This window comes from Kitasatospora sp. NPDC001547, assembly GCF_042894165.1.
In the GTDB taxonomy this organism is placed as follows: domain Bacteria; phylum Actinomycetota; class Actinomycetes; order Streptomycetales; family Streptomycetaceae; genus Kitasatospora.
Map to the genome: position 1 here is coordinate 1 of NZ_JBIAVL010000043.1, position 24949 is coordinate 24949.

Sequence of the window (24949 nt, forward strand, 5' to 3'; positions counted from 1 at the left end):
AACGGCAAGCTGGACCGCAAGGCCCTGCCCGCCCCCGCGTTCACCGCGGGCTCCGGTCGAGGCCCGGCCAACGCCCGCGAGGAACTCGTCTGCGCAGCCTTCGCCGAGGTCCTCGGCGTGGAGAACGTCGGCGTGGACGACGACTTCTTCGCCCTCGGCGGCCACTCCCTCCTCGCCGTCCGCCTGGTGGAGCACCTCCGCCGGCTGGGTGTCTCCGTCTCCGTACGGTCGTTCTTCCAGTCCCCGACCCCGGCCGGGCTGGCCGCCTCCACCGGTGCGGTCCAGATCGAGGTCCCCGACAACCTGATCCCCGCCGACGCGATCGCGATCACCCCGGAGATGCTGCCGCTGGTCGAGCTGACTGCCGAGGAGATCGCCAGGATCGTCGCCACCGTCGAGGGCGGTGCGGCGAACGTCGCGGACGTCTACCCGCTGGCTCCGCTCCAGGAGGGCCTGCTCTTCCACCACCTCCTCGCAGACGGCGGCGAGGACGCCTACGTCCTCCCGGCGGTCCTGGAGTTCGACTCGCCGCAGCGGCTCGACGCGTTCGTCCAGGCGTTCCAGCAGGTGATCGACCGGCACGACATCTACCGGACCTCGATCGTCTGGGAGGGTCTGCGCGAGCCCGTGCAGGTGGTCTGGCGCCACGCCGCCCTGACGGTCACCGAGATGGCAGTCGACCCGCAGAGCGCCGACCCGGTGGCCGAGCTGGTGACACGGGTGGGCTCGTCGATGGACCTGGGCCGCGCTCCACTGATCACCGTTCACGTCGCGGTGGTCCCCGGCACGGACCGTCGGCTCGTGTTGGTGCGGCTGCACCACATGGTGCAGGACCACACGGCACTGGAGGCCATGCTCGGCGAGGTGGCGGCCTTCATGACCGGACGCGGCGCCGAACTGCCGCAGCCGCTGCCGTTCCGGAACTTCGTCGCGCAGGCCGGCGCCGCAGGCGCCCGCGCCGGGCACGAGCGGTACTTCACGGAGCTGCTGGGGGACGTCGACGAGCCCACCGCCCCGTACGGCATGGCCGACGTGCGGGGTGACGGCGCCACCGCGGCGACGGCCGTCGTGCCGTTCGAGCCGGAACTGAACGACCGGCTGCGCGAGATCGCCCGGCGCCTGAGCACCAGTGCGGCGACGCTGATGCACGTCGCGTGGGCCCGGGTGCTCGCGGCGGTCTCGGACCGCCAGGACGTCGTCTTCGGCACCGTGCTCCTGGGCCGCATGAGTGCGGGAGCGGGCTCGGGACAGGTGCTCGGCCCGTACATCAACACCCTTCCGGTGCGCGTCCGTACCGGCGAGCTGGGGGCGCTGGCGGCCGTGTCGGCGATGCGCCGCCAGCTGGCCGAGCTGCTGGAGCACGAGCACGCGTCGTTGTCCGTGGCGCAGCGGGCCAGCGGGGTCGGTGCCGACGTGCCCCTGTTCACCTCGCTCTTCAACTACCGCCACAACGCGGCCCCGAGTGCGGCGCCGGCTCAGGCCGACGACTTCTCCGACATCCGGCAGGTCTTCGCGCAGGAGCGCACCAACTACCCGTTGAGCGTGTCGGTCGACGACAACGGCGACTCGATCGCGCTGGCCGTCGACGCGGTGGCCCCGATCGACCCGCGGGCGGTGGGCGTGCTGCTGCGCACGGCGGCCGAGCAGCTGGCCGGCGCGCTGGAGACGGCGCTGGCGGGTGGCGCGGACCAGCGGCTGAGCACCCTTCCGGTGCTGGCCGAGGACGAGCTGCGGCGGGTCCTCACCGAGTGGAACGACACGGTGGCCGAGGTGTCCCCGGTATCCGTGATCGGGCAGTTCGAGGAGTGGGCGGCCAGGACCCCGGACGCGGTGGCGGTCGTGGCCGACGGCGCGGAGGTGTCGTACGCGGAGCTGGACGCCCGGGCGAACCGCCTGGCGCACCATCTGGCGGCCCGGGGAGCGGGCCCGGAGTCGGTCGTCGCACTCGCTCTGGGGCGGGGCGTGGACCTGGTCGTCGCGGTGCTCGCGGTGATGAAGGCGGGCGGTGCGTACCTGCCGATCGATCCGGAGTACCCGGCCGAGCGGATCGCGTTCATGGTCGAGGACGCGGCACCGGCGCTGGTGCTGGCCTCGGCGGCCACGGCCGGGGTGGTGGCCGGGGTGGGTGCTCCGGTGGTGCTCGTCGACTCCCCGGAGGTGCTCCGGGAACCGGCCGGATCGGCCCTGGCCGGACGACCCGCGGCACTGCCCGGGCAGCTGGCGTACGTGATCTACACCTCGGGGTCGACGGGTCGGCCGAAGGGCGTGGGCATCCCGCTCGGAGCGTTCGCCAACACGGTGGCGGCGCTGGCGCGCTTCGGGGCCGGTCCGGGTTCCCGGGTGGCGCAGTTCGCGTCGGTGAGCTTCGACAACTTCTGCCTGGAGTGGTCGCTGGCCCTGACCTACGGCGCGACGTTGGTGGTGGTTCCGCCGAACCGGCGACTGGGTGGGGAACTGGCGGACTTCTTCGCGGAGTCCGGGGTGACGCACGCCACCCTGCCGCCGGCGGTGCTGGCGGGCCTGGACGTCGGTTCGATCGGTGCGGAGGTCGTGCTCGAGGTCGGCGGTGAGGCGTGCTCGCCGGAGCTGGTGGACCGCTGGGCCGACGGGCGGCAGCTGTTCAACACCTACGGTCCGACCGAGACGACCGTGGACGCGCTGAGCTGGCGGGCGCGGCCCGGCGTGGCGCTGGTGCCGATCGGTGTGCCGATCGGCAACACCCGGGCGTTCGTGCTGGACGGCGCGCTGTCGCCGGTCCCGACGGGCGCGGCCGGTGAGCTGTACCTGGCGGGTGCCGGCCTGGCCCGGGGGTACGTGGGCCGGGCCGCCCTGTCGGCGGAGCGGTTCGTCGCCTCGCCTTTCGGTACGGGCGAGCGGCTCTACCGCACGGGTGACCTGGTGCGCCGGAACGCGGACGGCGAGGTGGAGTACCTCGGCCGGGCGGACGAGCAGGTGAAGGTCCGCGGCTTCCGCATCGAGCTGGGCGAGGTCCGGTCCGCGGTCGCCGCGCACCCGCGGGTCGCGCAGGCGGCCGTCGTGGTGAGGCGCGAGGCGGCGGGGAACGCCCTGCTGGCCGCGTACGTGGTCGCCGCCGAGGGTGCCGGTGCCGCAGCCGGACTTCCCGCCGCGGTGCGGGAATTCGTCGCCGAGCGGCTCCCCGCGTACATGGTGCCGTCCGCCGTGACGGTGCTGGACGCGCTGCCGCTGACCGTGAACGGCAAGCTCGACCAGAGGGCCCTGCCGGCCCCGGAGTACGCGACCGGCAGCGGCCGCGGCCCGGCCACGCTCCAGGAGGAGCTGCTGTGCGGCGTGTTCGCCCAGGTGCTGGGTCTGCCGCAGGTCGGTGTGGACGACGACTTCTTCGCCCTCGGCGGCCACTCGTTGCTGGCCACCAGGCTGGTGAGCAGGATCCGTACCGTCCTCGGGGTCGAGGTGCCGCTGCGGCTGCTGTTCGACGCCCCCACGGCGGCGGGTCTGGCGGCCGGTCTGACGGACGCCGGGACGGCGCGGACGGCGCTGACGGCGGGTGAACGCCCGGAGCGGGTCCCGCTGTCGTACGGCCAGCACCGCCTGTGGTTCCTCGGGCAGTTGGAGGGCCCGAGCGCGACCTACAACGTGCCGGTCGCGCTGCGGCTGCTCGGCCGGCTCGACGAGGACGCCCTGAACGCGGCGCTGCTGGACGTGATCGGCCGGCACGAGGTGCTGCGCACGGTCTACCCGGTGGTGGACGACGAGCCGTACCAGGTCGTCCTGCCGGCGGAGGGCCTGGACTGGCGGCTCTCGGTGGCCGAGGTGGCGGCCGGGGCCCTGGACTCGGCGGTGGCCGAGGCCTCGGGGCACCTGTTCGACCTGGCCTCCGAGCTGCCGATCAGGGTGTCGCTCCTGCGGACCGCTCCCGAGGAGCAGGTCCTGGTGGTGACGATCCACCACATCGCCAGTGACGGCTGGTCGACGGGCGTGCTGGCCCGCGACCTCTCGGTGGCCTACGCGGCGCGCCGCGCGGGCGGGGCGCCGCAGTGGGCACCGCTGCCCGTCCAGTACGCGGACTACGCGCTGTGGCAGCGCGGTCTGCTGGGTGACGAGCGCGACCCGGAGAGCCTGATCTCCCGCCAGGCCGACTACTGGCGCGGTGCGCTGGCGGGGGCACCGGAGGAGCTGGAGCTGCCCTTCGACCGCCCGCGCCCGGCGGTGCCCTCGCACGTCGGCCACCAGGTGCCGGTCGCGGTCCCCGCCGAGGTGCACGCCCGGCTGGTGGAGCTGGCCCGGGCCGAGGGCGTGACGGTGTTCATGGTGCTGCAGGCCGCCCTGGCGGTGCTGTTCTCGCGCCTGGGCGCCGGCACGGACATCCCGATCGGCTCGCCCAACGCCGGCCGGACCGACGACGCGCTCAACGACCTGGTCGGCTTCTTCCTCAACACCCTGGTGGTGCGCACCGACCTGTCCGGCGACCCGACCTTCCGTGAGGTGCTCGGCCGGGTCCGCGAGCGCAGCCTGGAGGCGTTCGCGCACCAGGACGTGCCGTTCGAGCGGCTGGTGGAGGAGCTGGCGCCGAACCGCTCGATGGCCCGCCACGCGCTGTTCCAGGTGATGCTCACGCTGCAGAACACCGAGGCGGCGGTGCTGGAGCTGCCCGGCCTGCGGGTCGCGCAGCGCGCGGCCGGCCGACCGCTCGCCCGGTTCGACCTCGACGTCATCGTGTCCGAGGTGTTCGACGAGCAGGGCGCCCCGGCCGGTGTGCTGGGTTCGGTGACCGCGGCGGCGGACCTGCTCGACGAGGCCTCCGCGGCGCGTCTGGTGGCCCGGCTGGTGCAGGTGCTGGACGCGCTGACCGGTGACCCGCGGGTTCGGCTGAGCGCGGTGGACGTGCTGGGCGCCGCCGAGCGCGAGCGGCTGTTGGTGGAGTGGAACGCGACCGACGCCGAGGTGCCCTCGGGCACGGTGGCGGAGCTGTTCGCGGCGCAGGTGGCGCGGGATCCGGGCGCGGTGGCCGTGGCCGCCGACGGTGTCGAGGTCTCGTACGGCGAGCTGGACGCCCGGGCGGACCGCCTGGCGCGGTACCTCGCGGGCCGGGGCGTGGGTGCGGAGTCGATCGTCGGAGTCTGCCTGGAGCGCGGCGTCGAGCTGATGGTGGCGCTGCTCGCGGTGGCGAAGGCCGGCGGTGCGTACATGCCGATCGATCCGGCCTACCCGGTGGACCGCATCGCGTACATGCTGGAGGACGCCCGGCCCGCCGTGGTGCTCGCCTCCTCGGGCACGGCGGCGGTCGTGCCGGGCCCGGTGGTGCTGGTGGACGCGCCCGAGACGGTGGCGGAGCCGGCGGCGCTGGAGGAGGAGCCGCCGGCCACCCCGGTGGTGCGGGTGGAGAACCCGGCGTACGTGATCTACACCTCGGGTTCGACGGGGCGCCCGAAGGGTGTGCTGGTGTCGCACGCGGGTGTGGCGAGTCTGGTGGCGGGCCATGTCCGCTACCTGGGGGTCGGTGCCGGGTCGCGGGTGGGCCAGTTCGCTTCGGCGGGCTTCGACACCTTCGGCTGGGAGTGGCTGATGGCGCTGCTGAGCGGCGCGGCCCTGGTGGTGATCCCGCAGGAGCGCCGGCTGGGCGAGGCCCTGCCGCAGTTCCTCGCGGAGCAGCGGGTCACGCACGTGACGCTGCCCCCGGCGGTGCTGGCGACCCTCGACGAGGGGTCGATCGGCGCGGACGTGGTGCTGGTGACCGCTGGTGAGGCCTGTCCCCCGGAGGTGATGGCGCGCTGGGCGCGTGGTCACCGGCTGTACAACTCCTACGGTCCGACCGAGACCACGGTGGACGCGACGCTGTGGCGCTGCGACCCGGTGGCGGGGGAGGTGGCGATCGGCTCGCCGGTGGTGAACACCCGGGTGTTCGTGCTGGACGAGTTCCTGGCGCCGGTGCCGGTGGGTGTGCCGGGTGAGCTGTACGTGGCGGGTGTGGGTCTGGCGCGCGGCTACCTGGGGCGTCCTGGCCTGACGGCGGAGCGGTTCGTGGCGAACCCGTTCGGCGAGTCGGGGGAGCGGCTCTACCGCACGGGCGACCGGGCCCGCTGGACGGCGGACGGGCGTCTCGTCTTCGCCGGCCGTACCGACGACCAGGTGAAGATCCGCGGCTTCCGGATCGAACCCGGCGAGATCGAGAACGTGATGGCCTCGCACCCGGGGGTGGCCCAGGCCGCCGTGGTCGTCCGCGAGGACGAGCCCGGCGAGAAGCGCCTGGTCGCCTACGTCGTCGCCGCCGACGGCCCGCACGCCGACCTGCCCGCGCTGCTCACCGGACTGGCCGCCGAGCGGCTGCCGGAGTACATGGTGCCGTCGGCCGTCGTGGTGCTGGACGCCCTGCCGATCACCGTGAACGGCAAGCTGGACCGCAAGGCCCTGCCTGCCCCCGAGGAGCGCTCCGCCGCGGGCCGGCTCCCGGCCAACCCGCGCGAGGAACTGCTCTGCGGCGTCTTCGCCCAGGTCCTCGGCGTGGAGAGCGTCGGTGTGGACGACGACTTCTTCGCCCTCGGCGGCCACTCCCTGCTCGCCGTCCGCCTGGCCAGCCGGGTCCGGGCCGTGCTCGGCGTGAACGTGGACATCCGGCTCCTGTTCGACGCGCCGACCGTCGCGGCACTGGCCGCGCGGCTCACGGACGACGGGCAGAACCGGCCGGCCCTGACGCCGATGGAACGCCCCGACCGGATCCCGCTGTCCTTCGCGCAGCGCCGGATGTGGTTCATCGGCCAGCTCCAGGACGCCGGCGCCGCGTACAACATCCCGATGGCGCTGAAGCTCCCGGCGCAGATCGACCGCCACGCCCTCGGCGCGGCCCTGCGGGACGTCCTCGGCCGGCACGAGGTGCTGCGCACCGTGCTGCCGACGCAGAACGGCGAGCCCTGGCAGCGGATCGTCCCGGTCGAGGAGCTGGACTGGGAGCTGTCGGTGGTCGAGGTGGCGCCGGAGGGGTTGGACGCCGCCGTGGCGGGGGCCGCCGGGCACCTGTTCGACCTGTCGGCGGAGGCGCCGATCCGGGCCTGGCTGTTCGAGGCCGGGCCGCAGGACCGGGTGCTGGTCGTCGTGGTGCACCACATCGCCGGTGACGGCTGGTCGTGGGCACCGCTGGCCCGGGACCTGTCGGTGGCGTACGCGGCGCGCAGCGCGGGCCGGGCGCCGCAGTGGGCGCCGTTGCCGGTGCAGTACGCCGACTACGCGCTGTGGCAGCGTGAGCTGATGGGTGACGCCGGTGACCCGGAGAGCCTGATGTCACGTCAGATCGATTACTGGCGTGGTGCGTTGGCGGGAGTTCCGGAGGAGTTGGCGCTGCCGGTGGACCATGTCCGTCCGGCGGTGGCGTCGAACCGGGGTCATGAGGTGCCGGTGGCGGTTCCGGCGGTGCTGCACGCGGAGTTGGCGCGGGTGGCGCGGGCCGAGGGCGTGACGATGTTCATGGTGCTGCAGTCGGCGTTGGCGGTGCTGTTGTCGCGGCTGGGTGCGGGTACGGATGTGCCGATCGGTGCGGCGAACGCGGGCCGTACGGATGCGGCGTTGGACGATCTGGTCGGGTTCTTCGTGAACACGCTGGTGGTGCGGGCGGACCTGTCGGGTGATCCGACGTTCCGTGAGGTGCTCGGCCGGGTCCGCGAGCGCAGCCTGGAGGCGTTCGCGCACCAGGACGTGCCGTTCGAGCGGCTGGTGGAGGAACTGGCGCCGGCCCGGTCGATGGGGCGGCACCCGCTGTTCCAGACCGTGTTCACCATGCAGAACAACGAGCGGGCGGTCCTCGACCTGCCGGGCGCGGGCGTCAGCGGGGTGGCCACCGGCGCCGCCACGTCGGCCCGCTTCGACCTGGACGTGCTGCTGGGCGAGGCCTTCGACGCGCAGGGCGCACCCGCCGGCGTGTACGGCGCGGTGGTCGGTGCGGCGGACCTGTTCGAGGCGGACAGCGTGGGGCGGATCGCGGAGCGCCTGGTGTGGGTGCTGGAGTTGGTGGCCGCCGATCCGGGCGTTCGGCTGAGCGCGGTCGACGTCCTGGAGGCGGACGAGCGCCGACGCGTCCTCACCGAGTGGAACGACACTGCGGTGGACTTCGGTTCGGTGCTGGTGCCGGGGCTGTTCGCGGAGCGGGTGGCGCGGACGCCGGAAGCGGTGGCGGTGGTCGCGGATGGCGTGGAGGTGTCGTTCGCGGAGCTTGACGCGCGGGCGAACCGGCTGGCGCACTACCTGCTCGGCCAGGGTGTGGGTGCGGAGTCGTTGGTGGGTGTCTGCCTGCCGCGCGGTGTGGACGCGGTGGTGGCGGTCCTCGCCGCGTGGAAGGCGGGCGCGGGCTATCTGCCGATCGACCCGTCGTACCCGGCGGAGCGGATCTCGTTCATGCTGGCGGACAGTGGCGCGGTGCTGACGCTCACCGATGAGGAGGTGCTGGACGAACTGCCGGCGGGGCGCAACCGGTTGGTGGCGGTGGACAGCGCGCTGATGGTGATGCAGCTGTCCGCTCAGCCGGAGACGGCGCCTGTCGTCGAGGTGTCGGCGGACTCGCTGGCGTATGTGATCTACACGTCGGGGTCGACGGGTCGGCCGAAGGGAGTGGCGGTCACGCACGGCGGTCTCGCCAACTACACGCGGTTCGCGGCTGGTTCGTACGGGACGGAGGGTGGTGCGCCGCTGCACTCGTCGCTGGCGTTCGACCTGACGGTGACCAGTGTGGTGGTGCCGCTCATCTCGGGCGCGCCGGTGGTGGTCAGCCGTGAGGGCGGGGCCGAGGGCCTGGCGCAGCTGCTGCGCGATGGCGGCGGTTTCGGCCTGGTGAAGGCCGTCCCCGCTCATCTCCCGCTGTTGTCCGGCATGTTGTCGGAGGGGCAGTTGGCGAAGGCGGCGCGCCGGTGGGTCGTCGGTGGTGAGGCGCTGCCGGCCGGTGTGGTGCGGGACCTGCTGGCCAAGGCCCCGGGCTCGGTGGTGGTGAACGAGTACGGTCCGACGGAGGCGACGGTCGGCTGCGCGGTGTTCGAGGTCCGCGCGGGTGACGAGGTCGGCTCGGTGGTGCCGGTCGGTCGTCCGGTGGCGAACACGCGGCTGTATGTGCTGGACGACGGGCTGCGTCCGGTGGCGCCGGGTGTGGCGGGTGAGTTGTACATCGCGGGTGCTCAGTTGGCGCGCGGGTACGTCAGGCGGCCCGGTCTGACGGCGGAGCGTTTCGTCGCCAACCCCTTCGAGCCGGGCGGCGCCCGCATGTACCGCTCGGGCGACATCGCCCGCTGGCGTGCCGATGGGCAGTTGGAGTTCCTGGGGCGTGCGGACGAGCAGGTGAAGGTCCGCGGGTTCCGGATCGAGCCGGGTGAGGTCGAGAGCGTCGTCGCCGCGCATCCGCAGGTCGCGCGGGCGGCGGTGGTGGCCCGGGAGGACGTGCCGGGTGACGTGCGTCTGGTGGCGTACGTCGTCGCCGACGACGAGGCCGACGGCCTGCCGGAGCAGCTGCGGAGCTTCGCCGCGCAGCGGCTGCCGGAGTACATGGTCCCGTCCGCCGTCGTGCTCGTGGAGGCGCTGCCGCTGACGGGCAACGGGAAGCTGGACCGCAAGGCCCTGCCGGCCCCGGACTACGCGGCCGGCGCGGGCACCGGCCGGGCCCCGGCCAACCGGCAGGAGGAGCTCCTGTGCCAGGCCTTCGCCGAGGTGCTGGGGCTGGCGAAGGTGGGCGTCGACGACGACTTCTTCGAACTCGGCGGGCACTCCCTGCTGGCGGTCGAACTCGTCGCGCGGATCCGTGCCGTACTGGAGGTCGACGTCCCCATCCGGGCGCTGTTCGACTCGCCGACCGTGGCGGGACTCGCGCAGCAGCTCGGGACCGAGAAGTCGACCCGGCCGGCCCTGCGGCCGATGCGTGACCGGGGCGGGCGGTGATGACACCGCACTGACCGGACCGGTCGGGCGAACGCCGACGGCCGGCCGCCGCAGTCCGTGGAAGCGGATGCGGCGGCCGGCCGTCGGGGGCGGGACCCGCCGGGCCTACGGGGTCACCAGGCCGGCCTCGTAGGCGATGATCACCAGCTGGACCCGGTCGCGGGCGTTGAGTTTGGCCAGCAGCCGGGTGACGTAGGTCTTGGCGGTGGCGACGCTGATCACCAGGTGCTCGGCCAGCTCGGTGTTGGACAGTCCCTGGGCGACCAGGGTGAGGACCTCGCGCTCGCGGTCGGTGATACCGGTGATGGTCCGCCGCGGCTTGGCGGCACCGGAGGCCGACGGGCGGCCCGCGAACTCCTTGATCAGCCGCCGGGTGACACTGGGGGCGATCAGCCCGTCGCCGCCGGCGACCACCCGTACTGCGGCCAGGATCTCGTCCAGGGCCATGTCCTTGACCAGGAATCCGGAGGCGCCGGCCTGGAGGGCGCCGTAGATGTAGTCGTCGTCGTCGAAGGTGGTGAGCACCACGATCTGGGCCTTGGCCGGGCCCTCGGTGATCTTCCGGGTCGCCTCCAGACCGTCCATGCCGGGCATCCGGATGTCCATCACCACGACATCGGGGTCCAGCGCGGCCGTCAGCTCCACCGCCTCGGCGCCGTCGCCGGCCTCGCCGACGACCTCCAGATCGGGGGCGTCGGCGATCACCATCTGCAGGGCGGCGCGCACCAGCGGCTGGTCGTCGGCCAGCACCACTCGGATCGTCATCGGACTCCTTCCGGAACGGGAAGACGGGCGGCCACGCGGAAGCCTCCCTCGGGTAGTGGTGCGGCGGAGAACTCGCCGTGCAGCAGGCCGACCCGCTCGCGCATGCCCACCAGCCCGAAGCCGGACCCGGTGGTGCTGCCCGGGGAGTGCTGGTGGCCCCGGTTGAGGACCTCGATGGACAGCTCCGACGCCTGGCAGTCGATGGACACCTGGCAGGCTTTGGTGTCCGCGTGCCGCGTCACGTTGGTGACCGCCTCCTGGATGATCCGGAAGGCCGACATGTCGATCTCCGGGGGGAGGTGGCGCCGCTCGCCGCTCCACCGCACGTCGACCCGGACGCCGGCGGCCGTGGTGGTCGCCGCGAGCTGGTCGACGTTCGCCAGGCCGGGCCCGGGCTCCATCGGGACCCGCTCGGCACTGGAGCCCGGCTCGGGCTGGCGGAGCGCGACGAGCATCCGGCGCAGCCCGGACAGCGTCTCCCGGCTCGCCGTCTCGATCTCGCCCAGCGCGGTCCGGGCCCGGTCCGGCTGGGTCTCGATGACCCGGCGGGCGGCGCCCGCCTGCAGGGCGACGATGCCGATGGTGTGCGCGACCATGTCGTGCAGTTCGCGGGCGATCCGCAGCCGCTCGGTGGTGACCGCCTGGGCGGCGGCCTCGGTCCTGAGCTGTTCCGCGTGGTCGCGGGCCTGGTGCATCGAGCGCCCGATCAGCAGGGCGATGACGGCCAGCAGCACCGCTCCCTGGGCGTCGCTGGTGTCGGTGCGGGGGACCATGCCGACGTGCAGGACCAGGACGCCGATCAGCATGCCGGCCGCGATGCGCGCCGTGCGCCGGGGGCGGGTGGCCGTGATGACGAGCAGGGCGATGTCCGCCGAGATGAACTGCAGCGGCGGGAACTGGGACCCGTACGACCAGCCGTTGGTCACTCCGACCGAGGCGGTGATCAACAGGGCGAGGCCGGCCAGCGGCCGGCGGGTCAGCAGCGCACTGCCGGCCAGGGCGACCAGCGCCGCCACGGCCACCATGTTCCAGTCGCGGCTCGTCGCCGTGCGGCCGCCCATGGCGATGCTGTTGAACCAGGCGGCGGCTCCGCCCTGCCCGACGAGCAGCGTGGGGTAGACGGTGACCACCAGCCAGGTGAGGGCCGTCCAGGCGCCCGGTGGCACGCGCTTCAACCGCGGGAGAGTCATCGTGGCGTACATACGGCGATGGTAGCCAGGCGCTCCCGGCCGGACATCGGACCACGGGTGTCATGCCGTGGTTGACACGCCGGCCCGCGGAAGTGTCACCACTGGTCTGATGCACTGAACACCGCGCCGACGGCACGATGGATCGCATGATCGAAGTCCACGAGCTGACGAAGCGCTACGGCAAGAAGCTGGCAGTCAACAACCTGACCTTCACCGTCAATCCGGGCCAGGTGACCGGCTTCCTCGGCCCCAACGGAGCCGGCAAGAGCACCACCCTGCGGATGATCCTCGGTCTGCACACCCCCACCAGCGGCACCGTCACCGTGGACGGCCGCCCGTTCCGCTCGCTGCCCCGCGGACTGCGGCACGTCGGCGCCCTGTTGGACGCCGGCGACGTGCACGGCGGGCGCACCGCCCGGGCCCACCTGCGGGCGCTGGCCCGCAGCAACGCCATCCCGCGCAGCCGGGTGGAGGAGGTGCTCCGGGAGGCCGGCATCGTGGACGCGGCGGACCGCCGGATCGGCGGGTTCTCGCTCGGCATGCGCCAGCGCCTCGGCATCGCCACCGCACTGCTCGGCGACCCGCCGGTGCTGCTCTTCGACGAGCCGCTCAACGGGCTCGACCCGGAGGGCGTGCACTGGGTGCGCGGCCTGTTCCGCCGACTGGCGGCCGAGGGGCGCACGGTCTTCGTGTCCAGCCACCTGATGTCCGAGATGGAGCACACCGCCGAGCAGCTCATCGTCCTCGGCAAGGGCGAGCTGATCGCCGCGGAGAGCGTGGCGGACTTCGCGGCCCGCGGTGCCCGTCGGAGCGTGGTGGTCCGCACGCCGGACCCGGCGGCGCTGCAGCCCCTGCTGGTCTCCGAGGGGGCGCAGGTGGAGCGCGAGGCCGACGGGAGGCTCACGGTGGTCGGACTGGACGGGGACCGGATCGCCGAGATCGCGTTCCAGAACCGCATCCTGGTGAACGAACTGACCAACCACACCAGCTCGCTGGAGGAGGCGTTCATGGAGCTGACTGCCGACAGCGTCGAGTACCTCGCGGGGGAGAAGAAGTGACCGCGCCGACGACCTCGAAGACGGCCGGGGCGCCGGTCGTGCCCCCGCTGGAGCCCAAGGCCCGTTTCGGTGACCTGGTCGCCGCCGAGTGGATCAAGCTGTGGTCGCTGAGGTCGACCCCGTGGGCCTTCGCCGCCACGGTGCTGCTGGTCCTGACGATCACCCTCTTCGGCGCCATGTCGGACGCGCAGCACTTCGCCGGCTTCGACGACGACCAGAAGGCGTACTACCGCGCCTTCGGGTCGGTGGCGGCCACGTTCTCCCAGGGCGCCGCCACGATGGTGATCGTCGGCGCCGGGGCGATCGGTGCCATCGCGGTCCTCGGTGAGTACACCTCCGGCATGATCCGGACGACCTTCACGGCGGTTCCGGCCCGCAGTTCGGTGATGGCCGCGAAGCTGGCGGTGGTCGCCGTGGCCACGACCGTCCTGGGCGTGGCCACGGCGCTGGCCTCGTACGGCGCCGCCCAGGCGGTGCTGTCCGGCCAGGACGCCGCCGTCGGCCTCGGGCACCCCGGGATCCTGCGCCTGCTCGTGGCCTCCGCGGTGCTGGCTCCGGTGTCGGCGCTGGTGGGCATGGGGATCGCCGCGGTGATCCGGCACAGCGTGCTCACCATCGTGGCGACGATCGCCGTGCTCTTCGTGATTCCCTCGATGCTGAACAGCCGGAGCCAGTTCGGTGCGAGCCTCGTGCACATGACGATCTCGCAGGCCTGGCAGCGCATCGGCCACGAGCAGGCGACCACGGAGATGTGGCCGTGGACGGTGGGCGGCGCGTGCGTCGTGCTCGCCGTCTGGTCGCTGGTCGCCGGGGCGCTGACCGTCTACACGGCGAGCCACCGGGACCAGTGAGCGGTGTACCCACCGCCGAACGACTCGACCGACCGAACCGGCACGCTGGAGGCGCTCGTGGGAGCGACCGCCGACAGGGCCGAGCACCTCGCAGGAGAGAGCACGTGACTGCGCCGACGACGACGGAGACGACCGTGGTGCCCGCTGTGTCACCCCCGGAGCCCAGGGCCCGTTTCGGTGACCTGTTCGCCGCTGAATGGATCAAGCTGTGGTCGCTGAGGTCGACCCCGTGGGCCTTCATCGCCACCGCGGCACTGGTCCTCACCAGCACCGTCTCCATCGCCCTGGGAGACGTCGACGAGTACGCCCGGGCCGGCGAGCCGCAGCGGGAGCTCTTCCGGACGCTCGGACCGCTGGCGGAGGCGTTCCCGTACGGCGCCGCCACGATGCTGATCATCGGCGCCGGGGCGATCGGGGCCATCACGGTCCTCGGTGAGTACACCTCCGGCATGATCCGGACGACCTTCACGGCGGTTCCGGCCCGCAGTTCGGTGATGGCCGCGAAGCTGGCGGTGGTCGCCGTGGCCACGACCCTGTTCGGCGCCGGCGTGGCGCTGGCCTCGTACGGTGCCGCCCAGGTCGTCCTGTCCCGTCAGGACCTCGCCGTCGGCCTCGGGCACCCCGGGATCCTGCGCCTGATCGTGGCCTCCGCGCTGCTCGCCCCGATCGCCGCCCTCGTGGGCATGGCGGTGGCGGCGGTGGTACGGCACAGCGTGATCACCATGGTGGCGACGGTCGCCCTGCTCTTCGTCCTCCCCTCGCTGCTGAACGACCGCAGCCACCTCAGCGTGAGCCTCCTGCACATGACGGTCATGCAGGCCTGGGACCGCATCGGCCACGGCCAGTCCCCGGCCTCGGAGTGGCCCTGGACGGACGGGGGAGCCGCTCTCGTCCTCGTCGTCTGGGCGCTGGCCGCCGCGACGCTGGCCGCCTTCTCCGCGAACCGCCGGGACCAGTGAGGGGGTTTCGCCCGACACCGTCGCGCAGGCGCGGGCCGATTCGGCCCGCGCCTTTTCCGTGCTGCTTCCGTTGCCGCGAATGCGCGGTCCTGATCGCGGACCGGTGAACCGCCCCGCCTCCCTGATCCGTGAATCCCCGGGTCGTCCGTTTGTCAAGAATTCGCGCGGCCCGGGTTTTCCGCCCTGTTCAACTGCCCCTGTGAAGGCAGTTGAACAGGGCGGCCGCATTCCCCTCCGACGGCCGTGATCGCGCCGCCCGGACCGGCCCCTCGCACGCGGGCCGAACATTGATCATCAGTCGAGCCGTGGGTCATAGTGACTGCCGGGGAAAACGGCGCTCCACGCTGTCGAAACACCTAGATAAGGGGACCTCTCGCCCAGGCCGGCAACCGTCTCGACGCGGTGCTGCCGGAAGCCGTGATCGAGCGAGGGTCCGTGTACCAACGGTTGTGTGAACCGGCCGGACGGAGCGATTTCCGGACGGTCCGTACAGCCCTGCCCTCCGCCGCTGCCATTCGTGCCGGCCGGCGGGCGGGGCGAACAGCCGGAGTTCACCAGTCAGCCTCGGCCGACGTCGCGGCGAGGACGTAAGCAGGAGGGGTCCTGATGGTTCCGTTGTCATACGCGCAGCGTCGGTTGTGGTTCATTCAGCAGGTCGAGGGGCCGAGCGCGCACTACAACATCCCCCTCGCGCTGCCGCTGGTCGGCGAAGTCGACCGGGACGCCCTCGCCGCGGCCCTGCGCGACGTCCTCGAGCGCCACGAGGTCCTGCGGACCACCTTCGCCGTCGTCGACGGCGAGCCCTACCAGGACATCCACGCCGTCGAGGACCTGGACTGGGACCTCCACCGGGTCGACCTGACCGGCGGCGACCCGGCCGCGGTGCGGGCCGAGCTCGATCGCGCGCTCGCCGACGCGGCCGCCACCGCCTTCGACCTCTCCGCCGAACTGCCCATCCGCGCCTGGCTGTTCACCACCGGCCCGGCGGAACACGTGCTGGCCGTGGTGGTGCACCACATCGCCGGCGACGGCTACTCGCTGCGCCCGCTGGCCGACGACGTCTCCGCCGCCTACGCCGCCCGCCGCGCGGGCCGGGCGCCCGACTGGGAGCCGCTGGACGTCCAGTACGCCGACTACACCCTCTGGCAGCGCGAACTGCTCGGCGACCCGGCCGACCCCGCGAGCCTGATGTCCCGACAGGTCTCCCACTGGCGTGACGCCCTGAGCGGCGCCCCGGAGGAGCTGGAGCTCCCGTACGACCGCACCAGGCCCCCGGTGGCCTCCTACCGCGGCCACCGCACCCCGCTGGAGATCCCCGCCGAGGTGCACGCGCGGCTCGTCGAGCTGGCCCGCGCCGAGGGCGTGACCGTCTTCATGGCGCTGCAGGCCGCCCTCGCGGTGCTGCTGTCCAAGCTCGGCGCCGGCGAGGACCTGCCGATCGGCACCGCGGTGGCCGGCCGCACCGACGTCGGCCTGCGCGACCTGGTCGGCTTCTTCATCAACAGCCTCGTGCTGCGCACCGACGTGTCCGGCGACCCGACCTTCACCGAGCTGCTGGCCCGGGTGCGCGAGACGGACCTGTCCGCCTTCGAACGGCAGGACGTCCCCTTCGAGAAGCTCGTCGAGGAGCTCGCCCCGACCCGCACGCTCGCCCGTCACCCGCTCTTCCAGGTCATGCTCAGCGTGGAGAACCTCGCCCGCGCCGAGGCGTCCCTGGCCGGCGCGCAGGTCGCCGGGGGAGCCGGCGCGGAGCCCTCCGCCGCCGAGGGCCCGACGAGCACCGTCGCCAAGTTCGACCTGGAGGTCGTCGCCGAGGAGACCTTCGACGCGACCGGCGCCCCGGCGGGCCTGAGCGGCTCGGTCATCGTCAACGCGGACCTCTTCGAGGCCGCCTCCGCCGCCCGCATCGCCGAGCGCCTGGCCCGCGTGGTGGCGCAGCTGACCGCCGCGCCCCGGGCCCGGACCGGCGCCGTCGACATCCTCGCCGGGGACGAGCGCCGGCGGCTGCTGACCGGGTGGAACGACACCGCGGCCGACGTGGAACCCGGCCTGCTGCCCGAGCTGTTCGCCCGGCAGGTCGAGCGGAACCCGGACGCCGCGGCGGTGGTGTGCGAGGGCACTCGGCTCAGCTACGCCGAGCTCGACGCCCGCGCCAACCGGCTCGCCCACCGGCTGACCGCGCTCGGCGTGGGTGCCGAGACGGTCGTCGGCCTCTGCCTGCCGCGCGGCGTCGACATCGTCACCGCGATCCTCGCCGTCTGGAAGGCCGGCGGCGCCTACGTCCCGCTCGACCCCGAGCACCCCGTCGACCGCCTCGCCCACATCCTCGACGACAGCCGCGCCCGGGTGGTGCTCAGCACCCGGGACGCGGCCGACGGCGTGGCCGCCCGGCTCGACACCGACCGGGTGCTGTGGCTCGACGACCCGCAGGAGGCCGCCGAACTGGCCGCCTTGCCCGCCATGGCCCCGCACGGCCGGGTGGCCCCCGGCTCCCTGGCCTACGTCATCTACACCTCCGGCTCGACCGGCCGGCCCAAGGGCGTGGCCACCGGCCACGGCGCCCTGGCCAACCTGGTGTCGGTGTTCGGCCCCCTGATGGAGGTGGGTCCGGGCGTCCCGGTCCTCCAGTTCGCCTCGTTCAACTTCGACGCCTCCGTCCTGGACGTCGCGGTCACCCTCTCCCGCGGCGGCACCCTGGTCGTGGCGAGCGCGACCGAGCGCTCCGAGCCCGCCCTGCTGCGCGCCCTGGTGGAGTCGGCCGGCGTCCGCTCCGCCAGCCTGGTGCCCTCGCTGCTCGCCGTCCTCGACCTGGACGACCTGGCCGGGGTCGGCGCGATGGTCGTCGGCTCGGAGGGCATCGACCCCGCCCTCGCCCGGGCCTGGGCCCGCGACCGGCGGCTCGTCCACGCCTACGGCCCGACCGAGGCGGCCGTGATCACCGCCGTCGGGCAGGTCGACCCCGACGGCACCGGCGCGGTGCCCTTCGGCGGCCCGGTCGCCAACACCCGGATGTACGTCCTGGACCGCCGGCTGCAGCCGGTCGCGCCCGGCGTCGCCGGTGAGCTCTACATCGGCGGGGCGCAGCTGGCCCGCGGCTACGTCGGCCGCCCGGACCTGACCGCCGAGCGCTTCGTCGCCTCCCCCTACGAGGCCGGTGAGCGGCTCTACCGCACCGGCGACCTGGTGCGCTGGACCGAGGACGGGCAGCTGCTCTTCGCCGGGCGCGCGGACGAGCAGGTCAAGATCCGCGGCTTCCGGATCGAGCCCGGCGAGGTCCAGGCCGTGGTCGCGGCGCACCCCGGGGTCGCCCGGGCCGCCGTCGTCCCGCGCGAGGACGTCCCCGGCGACGTCCGCCTGGTCGCCTACGTCGTGCCCGCGGACACCGCGGACCGGGCCGGGCTGGGATCCGCCGTCCGCGAGTTCGCCGGGTCGAGGCTGCCGCAGTACATGGTCCCGGCGGCCGTCGTCCTGCTGGACGCCCTGCCGCTGACCGTCAACGGCAAGCTCGACCGCAAGGGGCTGCCGTCCCCGGAGTTCGCCGTCGGCGGCCGGGCCCCGGCGAACCGCCAGGAGCGGATCCTCTGCGAGGAGTTCGCCGGGACGCTGGGCCTGGAGCGGGTCGGCGTCGACGACGACTTCTTCGCCCTCGGCGGCCACTCGCTGCTCGCCGTGCGGCTCGTCGAGCGGCTGCGCGAGCGCGGCGTCCCGGTCTCCGTGCGCGCGCTGTTCGAGAGCCCGACCCCGGCCGGGCTCGCGCTGGCCGGCGGCACCACCCAGGTCGCCGTGCCGGACAACCTGATCCCGGCCGGCGCGACCGTGATCACCCCGGACATGCTGCCGCTGGTCGACGTCACGGCCGAGGAGATCGAGCGGATCGCGGCCACGGTGGAGGGCGGCGCCGCGAACATCGCGGACGTCTACCCGCTCGCCCCCCTCCAGGAGGGCCTGCTCTTCCACCACCTGCTCGCCGGCGCCGGCGACGACGCCTACGCCCTGCCCACGGTGCTGGAGTTCGACTCCCGCGAACTGCTGGACGGCTTCCTGGGAGCCCTGCAGCAGGTGGTCGACCGGCACGACGTCCTGCGCACCGGCATCGTCTGGGACGGGCTGCGCGAACCCGTCCAGGTGGTGTGGCGCCGGGCCGGGCTGCAGGTGGCCGAGGTGGCCCTCGACCCGCACGGGGACGACCCGATCGCCGAACTCGTGGAGCTCGGCAGCACGCCGATGGACCTCAGCCGGGCCCCGCTGATCGGCCTGCACACCGCCCACGCCCCGCAGCGCGGCGACGACGGCCGGTGGCTGGCCCTGATCCGGATGCACCACATGGTCCAGGACCACACCGCCAAGGAGGTCCTGCTGGCGGAGGTGCGGGCCTTCCTCACCGGGCGCGGCGGCGAACTCGCCGAGCCGCTCCCGTTCCGCAACTTCGTGGCCCAGGCGCGCGGCGCCGTCGACGAGGCCGAGCACGAGCGCTACTTCGGCGAGCTGCTCGGCGACGTGGACGAGCCGACCGCGCCGTACGGCCTGCTCGACGCGCGCGGCGACGGCAGCGGAGTGGTCCGGGACGGCCTCACCCTGCCGCAGCAGCTGACCGACCGGATCCGGGAGACCTCCCGGCGGATCGGCGTCAGCCCGGCGTCCGTCCTGCACGTCGCCTGGGCGCGGGTGCTCGCAGCGCTCTCCGGCCGCTCCGACGTGGTCTTCGGCACCGTCCTGTTCGGCCGGATGAACGCCGGCGCCGGATCCGACCGCGTGCCGGGCCCGTTCATGAACACCCTCCCGGTCCGCCTGCGCACCGACGAACTCGGCTCCCTGGAAGCCGTGTCGGCGATGCGCGGCCAGCTGGCCGAGCTGCTGGAGCACGAGCACGCCCCGCTGGCGGTCGCGCAGCGCGCGAGCGGTGTGCCCGGCAACCTCCCGCTGTTCACCTCCTTCTTCAACTACCGCCACAGCCACGGCGCTCGGGCCGCGGAGACCGACCGGCCCGCGGCCGCGCCGGAGGGCTCGGGCGGCGGCATCCGGATGGTCTACGAGCACGACCGGACCAACTACCCGCTGTCAGTGGCGGTGACGGACGACGGTGACACGCTCGACGTGACGATCGACGGCATCGCCCCGATCGTCCCGCACGCGGTCGCCGAGCTGATGCAGGTCGCCACCGCCGACCTGGTGGCGGCGCTGGAGCGGGCCCTCGACGGCGGCGCGGACACGCCGCTGCGCTCGGTGGACGTGCTCTCCGCGCGGGAGCGCTCGCAGGTGCTGACCGAGTGGAACTCCTCGGCGGTGGAACTGGGTCCGGCGCTGGTACCGGAGCTGTTCGCGGCCCAGGCGGCCCGTACGCCGGATGCGGTGGCCGTGGTCGCCGACGGCCACGAGGTGTCGTTCGCGGAGCTGGACGAGCGGGCGAACCGACTCGCCCGGTACCTGGAGGGACAGGGCGTCGGAGCCGAATCGGTGGTCGGCGTCTGCCTGCCCCGGGGCGTCGAGGCCGTGGTCGCGATCCTCGCGGCCTGGAAGGCGGGGGCGGCGTTCCTGCCGATCGACCCGTCGTACCCCGTGGAGCGGATCTCGTTCATGCTCGCGGACAGCGGCGCCGTGCTGACGCTGACCGACGAGGATCTGCTGGGGGACCTGCCGGCCGGCCGGGCGCGGATGGTCGCGGTGGACTCGGCCCTGATGGACGTCCAGCTGTCGATGCTGCCCGCGACCGCTCCCGAGGCACCGGTGTCGGGCGACGGCCTGGCGTACGTGATCTACACCTCGGGCTCGACGGGCCGGCCGAAGGGCGTGGCGGTCGCGCACGGCGCGCTGGCCAACTACGCGCTGTGGGCGGCCGGTTCGTACCGGACCGAAGGCGGCGCCCCGCTGCACTCCTCGCTGGCCTTCGACCTGACGGTGACCAGCGTGGTGGTGCCGCTGATCTCGGGCGCGCGAGTCGTGGCGAGCGGTGAGGGCGGCGCCGAGGGGCTGGCCGAGCTGCTGCGCTCCACGGACGGCGGTTTCGGCCTGGTGAAGGCCGTTCCCGCCCACCTCCCGCTGCTGTCCGAGCTGCTGACGGACGAGCAGGCCGCGGAGGCCGCAGGCACCTGGGTGGTCGGGGGCGAGGCGCTGCCGGGCCCGGTGGTGCGGGCCTGGCTGGAGCGTGCGCCCCGGTCGGTGGTGGTGAACGAGTACGGCCCGACGGAGGCGACGGTCGGCTGCTCGGTGTTCGAGGTCCGGGCCGGGGACGAGGTCGGCGCGGTGGTGCCGGTCGGCCGCCCGACCGCGAACACGCGCCTGTACGTGCTGGACGCCGCGCTGCGCCCGGTGCCGGTGGGCGTCGCGGGTGAGCTCTACCTGGCGGGCGCCCAGCTGGCGCGCGGCTACGTCAAGCGTCCCGGTCTGACGGCCGAGCGCTTCGTCGCCAACCCCTTCGAGCCGGACGGCGCCCGGATGTACCGCTCGGGCGACATCGCCCGCTGGCGCGCCGACGGCCGGCTCGAGTACCTGGGCCGGGCGGACGAGCAGGTGAAGGTCCGCGGCTTCCGGATCGAGCCCGGCGAGGTCGAGGCCGCGATCGCCGGACACCCCCGGCTGGCCCGGGTCGCCGTGATCGCCCGCGAGGACGTGCCGGGCGACGTGCGCCTGGTCGCCTACGTCGTCGCCGACGACCAGGACGAGGACGCGAGCGCCCTTCCGTCGTCCGTCCGGGAGTTCGCCGCGCGTCGCCTCCCCGAGCACATGGTGCCGTCCGCCGTCGTGGTGCTGGACGCGCTGCCGCTGACCGGCAACGGGAAGCTGGACCGCAAGGCCCTGCCCGCGCCCGAGCTCTCGGGCGGCGCGGGGGCCGGCCGGGCGCCGGCGAACGAGCGCGAGCAGGCGCTCTGCGACGCGTTCGCCGAGGTCCTGCGGGTCTCCGAGGTCGGCGTCGACGACGACTTCTTCGCCCTCGGCGGCCACTCCCTGCTCGCCGTCCGCCTCACCAGCCGGATCCGGACGGTCCTCGGCGTCGAGGTGGAGGTCCGCGATCTCTTCGAGGCCCCGACCGTCGGCGGCCTCGCCGCCCGGCTCGCCGGCGCGCAGGCGGCCCGGCGGGCGCTCACCCGCCGGGAGCGCCCGGAGCTGGTGCCGCTCTCCTTCGCCCAGCGGGGCCTCTGGTTCGTCAGCCGGCTGGAGGGCCGGAGCGCGTCCTACAACATCCCGGTGGCGGTGCGGCTGACCGGGGCGGTCGACCGCGCGGTGCTGGACGCGGCTCTGCGCGACGTGATCGGCCGGCACGAGGCGCTGCGGACGGTGTTCGTCACCGTCGACGGCGAGCCCTACCAGCAGGTCGTCGCCCCCGACGACCTGGCGTGGGAACTGGAGGTCGTGGACGTTCCCACGGCCGACCTGGAGGACGCGGTCTCCGCCGCGTTCGACCACCCCTTCGACCTGGCCGGGGAACTGCCCTTCCGCAGCTGGCTGTTCCGCGGCGGCGCGGACGTCCACGTCCTGGTCGTCGTGATGCACCACATCGCCGGCGACGGCTGGTCGAGGGCGCCGCTGGCGCGCGACCTGTCGACGGCGTACGCGGCGCGCAGCGCGGGCCGGGCGCCGGAGTGGGAGCCGCTGCCGGTGCAGTACGCGGACTACGCGCTGTGGCAGCGCGAGCTGCTGGGCGACGAGAACGACTCGGACAGCCTGCTGTCGCGCCAGATCGACTTCTGGCGCGCGAACCTCGCCGGCCTCCCCGAGGAACTCGACCTGCCGGCCGACCACCCGCGGCCCGCCGTCGCCTCCCACCGCGGGCTCAGCGCCTCGCTGGACGTCCCGGCGGACGTGCACGCCCGGCTCGCCGAGATCGCGAGCGCCGAGGGCGTGACCATGTTCATGGTGCTGCAGGCGGGCCTGGCCGTCCTGCTGAACCGCCTCGGTGCCGGCGCGGACATCCCGATCGGCGCGGTCAACGCCGGCCGCACGGACGAGGCGCTGGAGGACCTGGTCGGCTTCTTCATCAACACCCTGGTGCTGCGCACCGACCTGTCCGGTGACCCGCTGTTCACCGACGTCCTGGGGCGGGTGCGCGAGACGAGCCTGTCGGCGTTCGAGCACCAGGACGTCCCGTTCGAGAAGCTGGTCGAGGAGCTGGCGCCGTCCCGGTCGTTGTCCCGGCACCCGCTCTGCCAGGTGTTGCTGTCGGTGGAGAACACGGCGGACGCCGAGCTGGATCTGTCCGGCATCGAGGCCGGCGAGCTGTCCGCCGGGACGACGGTGTCGCGGTGTGACCTGTGGGTCGGTGTCCGCGAGGCCTTCGACGCCTCCGGGGCGCCGGCGGGCCTGCGCGGCTCGCTGGTCGCGTCGGCCGACCTGTTCGAGCCGGAGACGGTGGCGCGGCTGGTGTCCTGGTTCGGGCGCGTGCTGGCCGCGGTGGCCGAGGACCGTCAGGTGCGGCTCAGCGCCGTGGACGTGCTCGGCGACGCCGGCCGCCGCCGGGTGCTGGAGGAGTGGAACGACACCGCGACCGGCGTCGAGGCGGCTACGCTGCCCGAGCTGTTCGAGGCGCAGGTGGCGCGGACGCCGGACGCGGTCGCGGTGGTGTCCGACGGCGAGGAGCTGTCGTACGCGGAGCTGGACGCCCGCGCGAACCGGCTGGCGCGGCTGCTCGTGGGCCGGGGTGTCGGTCCGGAGTCCCTCGTCGGTGTGGTGATGGACCGCGGTGCCGACCTGGTCGTCGCGCTGCTGGCGGTGGTGAAGGCCGGCGGCGCCTACCTGCCGATCGACCCGGATTACCCGGTGGAGCGGGTGGCGTACATGCTCGGCGACGCCGCGCCGTCGGTGATCGTCACTTCGGGGGAGGCGGCCGAGGTCCTGCCGGCCTCCGTCCTGGTCCCGCTGGTCGTGCTCGACGAACCGTCGGTGGAGCGGGAACTCGCGCGCCTCGACGCCGCGGCCCTGTCGGACGGGGAACGCTCGGGCCACCTGTCGCCCTCGCACCCGGCCTACGTGATCTACACGTCGGGGTCGACCGGACGGCCCAAGGCCGTGCTCGTGACCCACCGGGGAATCGGGACGCTGGCCGCCGCCCAGGTGGACCGCTTCGGCGTGACCGCGACCTCGCGGGTGCTGCAGCTGGCCTCGCAGAGCTTCGACGCGGCCGTCTCCGAGGTCTGCATGGCGCTGCTCTCGGGTGCCGCGCTCGTGATGGCCGGCGCGGACCGGCTGCCGCCGAAGGGGCTGCTGAGCGACGCGCTGGCGGAGTTCGGCGTCACCCACGCGACCGTGCCGCCGTCGGTGCTGGCCACGGTGGAGCGGCTGCCGCGGAGCCTGCGCACGCTCGTCGTGGCGGGCGAGGCCTGCGCCCCCGAGCTGGTCGAGCGGTGGGCGCCGGGGCGGCGGATGGTCAACGCCTACGGTCCGACCGAGGTCACCGTCTGCGCGACGATGAGCGAGCCCCTCGACGCGGACGGTCGGGGCCCGGTGCCGATCGGCCGACCGATCGCCGGCGCGAAGGTCTTCGTGCTGGACCGGCACCTGAGGCCTGTGCCCGAGGGCGTGCCCGGCGAGCTGTACGTGGTCGGCCCAGGGCTGGCCCGCGGCTACCTCGGCCGACCGGGGCTGACCGCGGAGCGCTTCGTCGCCTGCCCGTTCGCGGACGGGCGGATGTACCGGACGGGCGACCTCGCCCTGTGGACGGCCGACGGCGAGCTGGTGTTCGTGGGCCGGGCGGACGAGCAGGTCAAGGTCCGCGGGTTCCGGATCGAGCCGGGCGAGGTCGAGACCGTCCTCGCCGGCCACGACCAGGTCGGCCGGAGCGCCGTGGTCGTCCGGGAGGATCGCCCCGGTGACCGGCGCCTGGTCGCCTACGTCGTCCCCGACCAGGACACCGTCACCGAGACGTCCGGTCTCCCGGAAGCGGTGCGGAAGTACGTGGCGGCGTCGCTGCCGGAGTACATGGTGCCGTCGGCTGTCGTGGTGCTGGACGCGCTGCCGCTGACCGTGAACGGCAAGCTGGACCGCAAGGCCCTGCCGGCCCCCGACTACACGGGCGGCTCCGGCCGTGGCCCGGCGACCCTGCAGGAGGAGCTGCTCTGCGCGGCGTTCGCCGAGGTGCTGGGCCTGGAGGGCGTCGGCATCGACGACGACTTCTTCGACCTCGGCGGCCACTCGCTGCTCGCGGTGAGCCTGGTGAGCCGGGTGCGTTCGGTCCTGGGCGTCGAGGTGCCGGTGCCGGTGCTCTTCGAGGCGCCGACGGTGGCGGGGTTGGCGGCCCGGCTGTCGGGTGC

General features: G+C 73.9%; 7 protein-coding genes. 5 read left to right on the plus strand and 2 right to left on the minus strand.

Features of this window, described 5'->3' with window-relative positions; all coding sequences use genetic code 11:
- Positions 1–24: 24 nt before the first annotated feature.
- Positions 25–9885: an amino acid adenylation domain-containing protein gene (locus ACFY0X_RS36205; RefSeq protein ID WP_387760777.1), complete on the plus strand. Its 9861-nt coding sequence runs from the start codon at positions 25–27 to the stop codon at positions 9883–9885.
- Positions 9886–9990: 105 nt separating this feature from the next.
- On the opposite strand, the gene ACFY0X_RS36210 is transcribed toward ACFY0X_RS36205, so the two are convergent.
- On the minus strand, positions 9991–10650 hold the full coding sequence (locus ACFY0X_RS36210; RefSeq protein WP_387760771.1) for a response regulator: 660 nt from the start codon (positions 10648–10650) through the stop codon (positions 9991–9993).
- A complete protein-coding gene (locus ACFY0X_RS36215; RefSeq protein ID WP_387760772.1) occupies positions 10647–11852 on the minus strand; it encodes a sensor histidine kinase in 1206 nt (401 codons plus the stop codon). Before ACFY0X_RS36215 ends, ACFY0X_RS36210 begins: the two co-directional genes overlap by 4 nt.
- A gap of 134 nt (positions 11853–11986) precedes the next feature.
- On the opposite strand from ACFY0X_RS36215, the gene ACFY0X_RS36220 reads away from it, so the two are divergent.
- The 4 genes from ACFY0X_RS36220 to ACFY0X_RS36235 all read left to right on the plus strand — a co-directional run.
- Positions 11987–12898, plus strand: a complete 912-nt coding sequence (locus tag ACFY0X_RS36220) for an ABC transporter ATP-binding protein (RefSeq protein ID WP_387760773.1) — start codon at positions 11987–11989, stop codon at positions 12896–12898.
- Entirely contained in the window at positions 12895–13749 is an 855-nt protein-coding gene (locus ACFY0X_RS36225) for an ABC transporter permease (protein WP_387760774.1), read from the plus strand. The genes ACFY0X_RS36220 and ACFY0X_RS36225 overlap by 4 nt, the downstream gene beginning before the upstream one ends.
- Positions 13750–13853: 104 nt before the next feature.
- A complete protein-coding gene (locus ACFY0X_RS36230) occupies positions 13854–14708 on the plus strand; it encodes an ABC transporter permease (RefSeq protein ID WP_387760775.1) in 855 nt (284 codons plus the stop codon).
- A 606-nt stretch (positions 14709–15314) separates the two neighbouring features.
- A partial coding sequence (locus ACFY0X_RS36235; protein ID WP_387760776.1) for an amino acid adenylation domain-containing protein occupies positions 15315–24949 on the plus strand: 9635 nt, incomplete at its 3' end.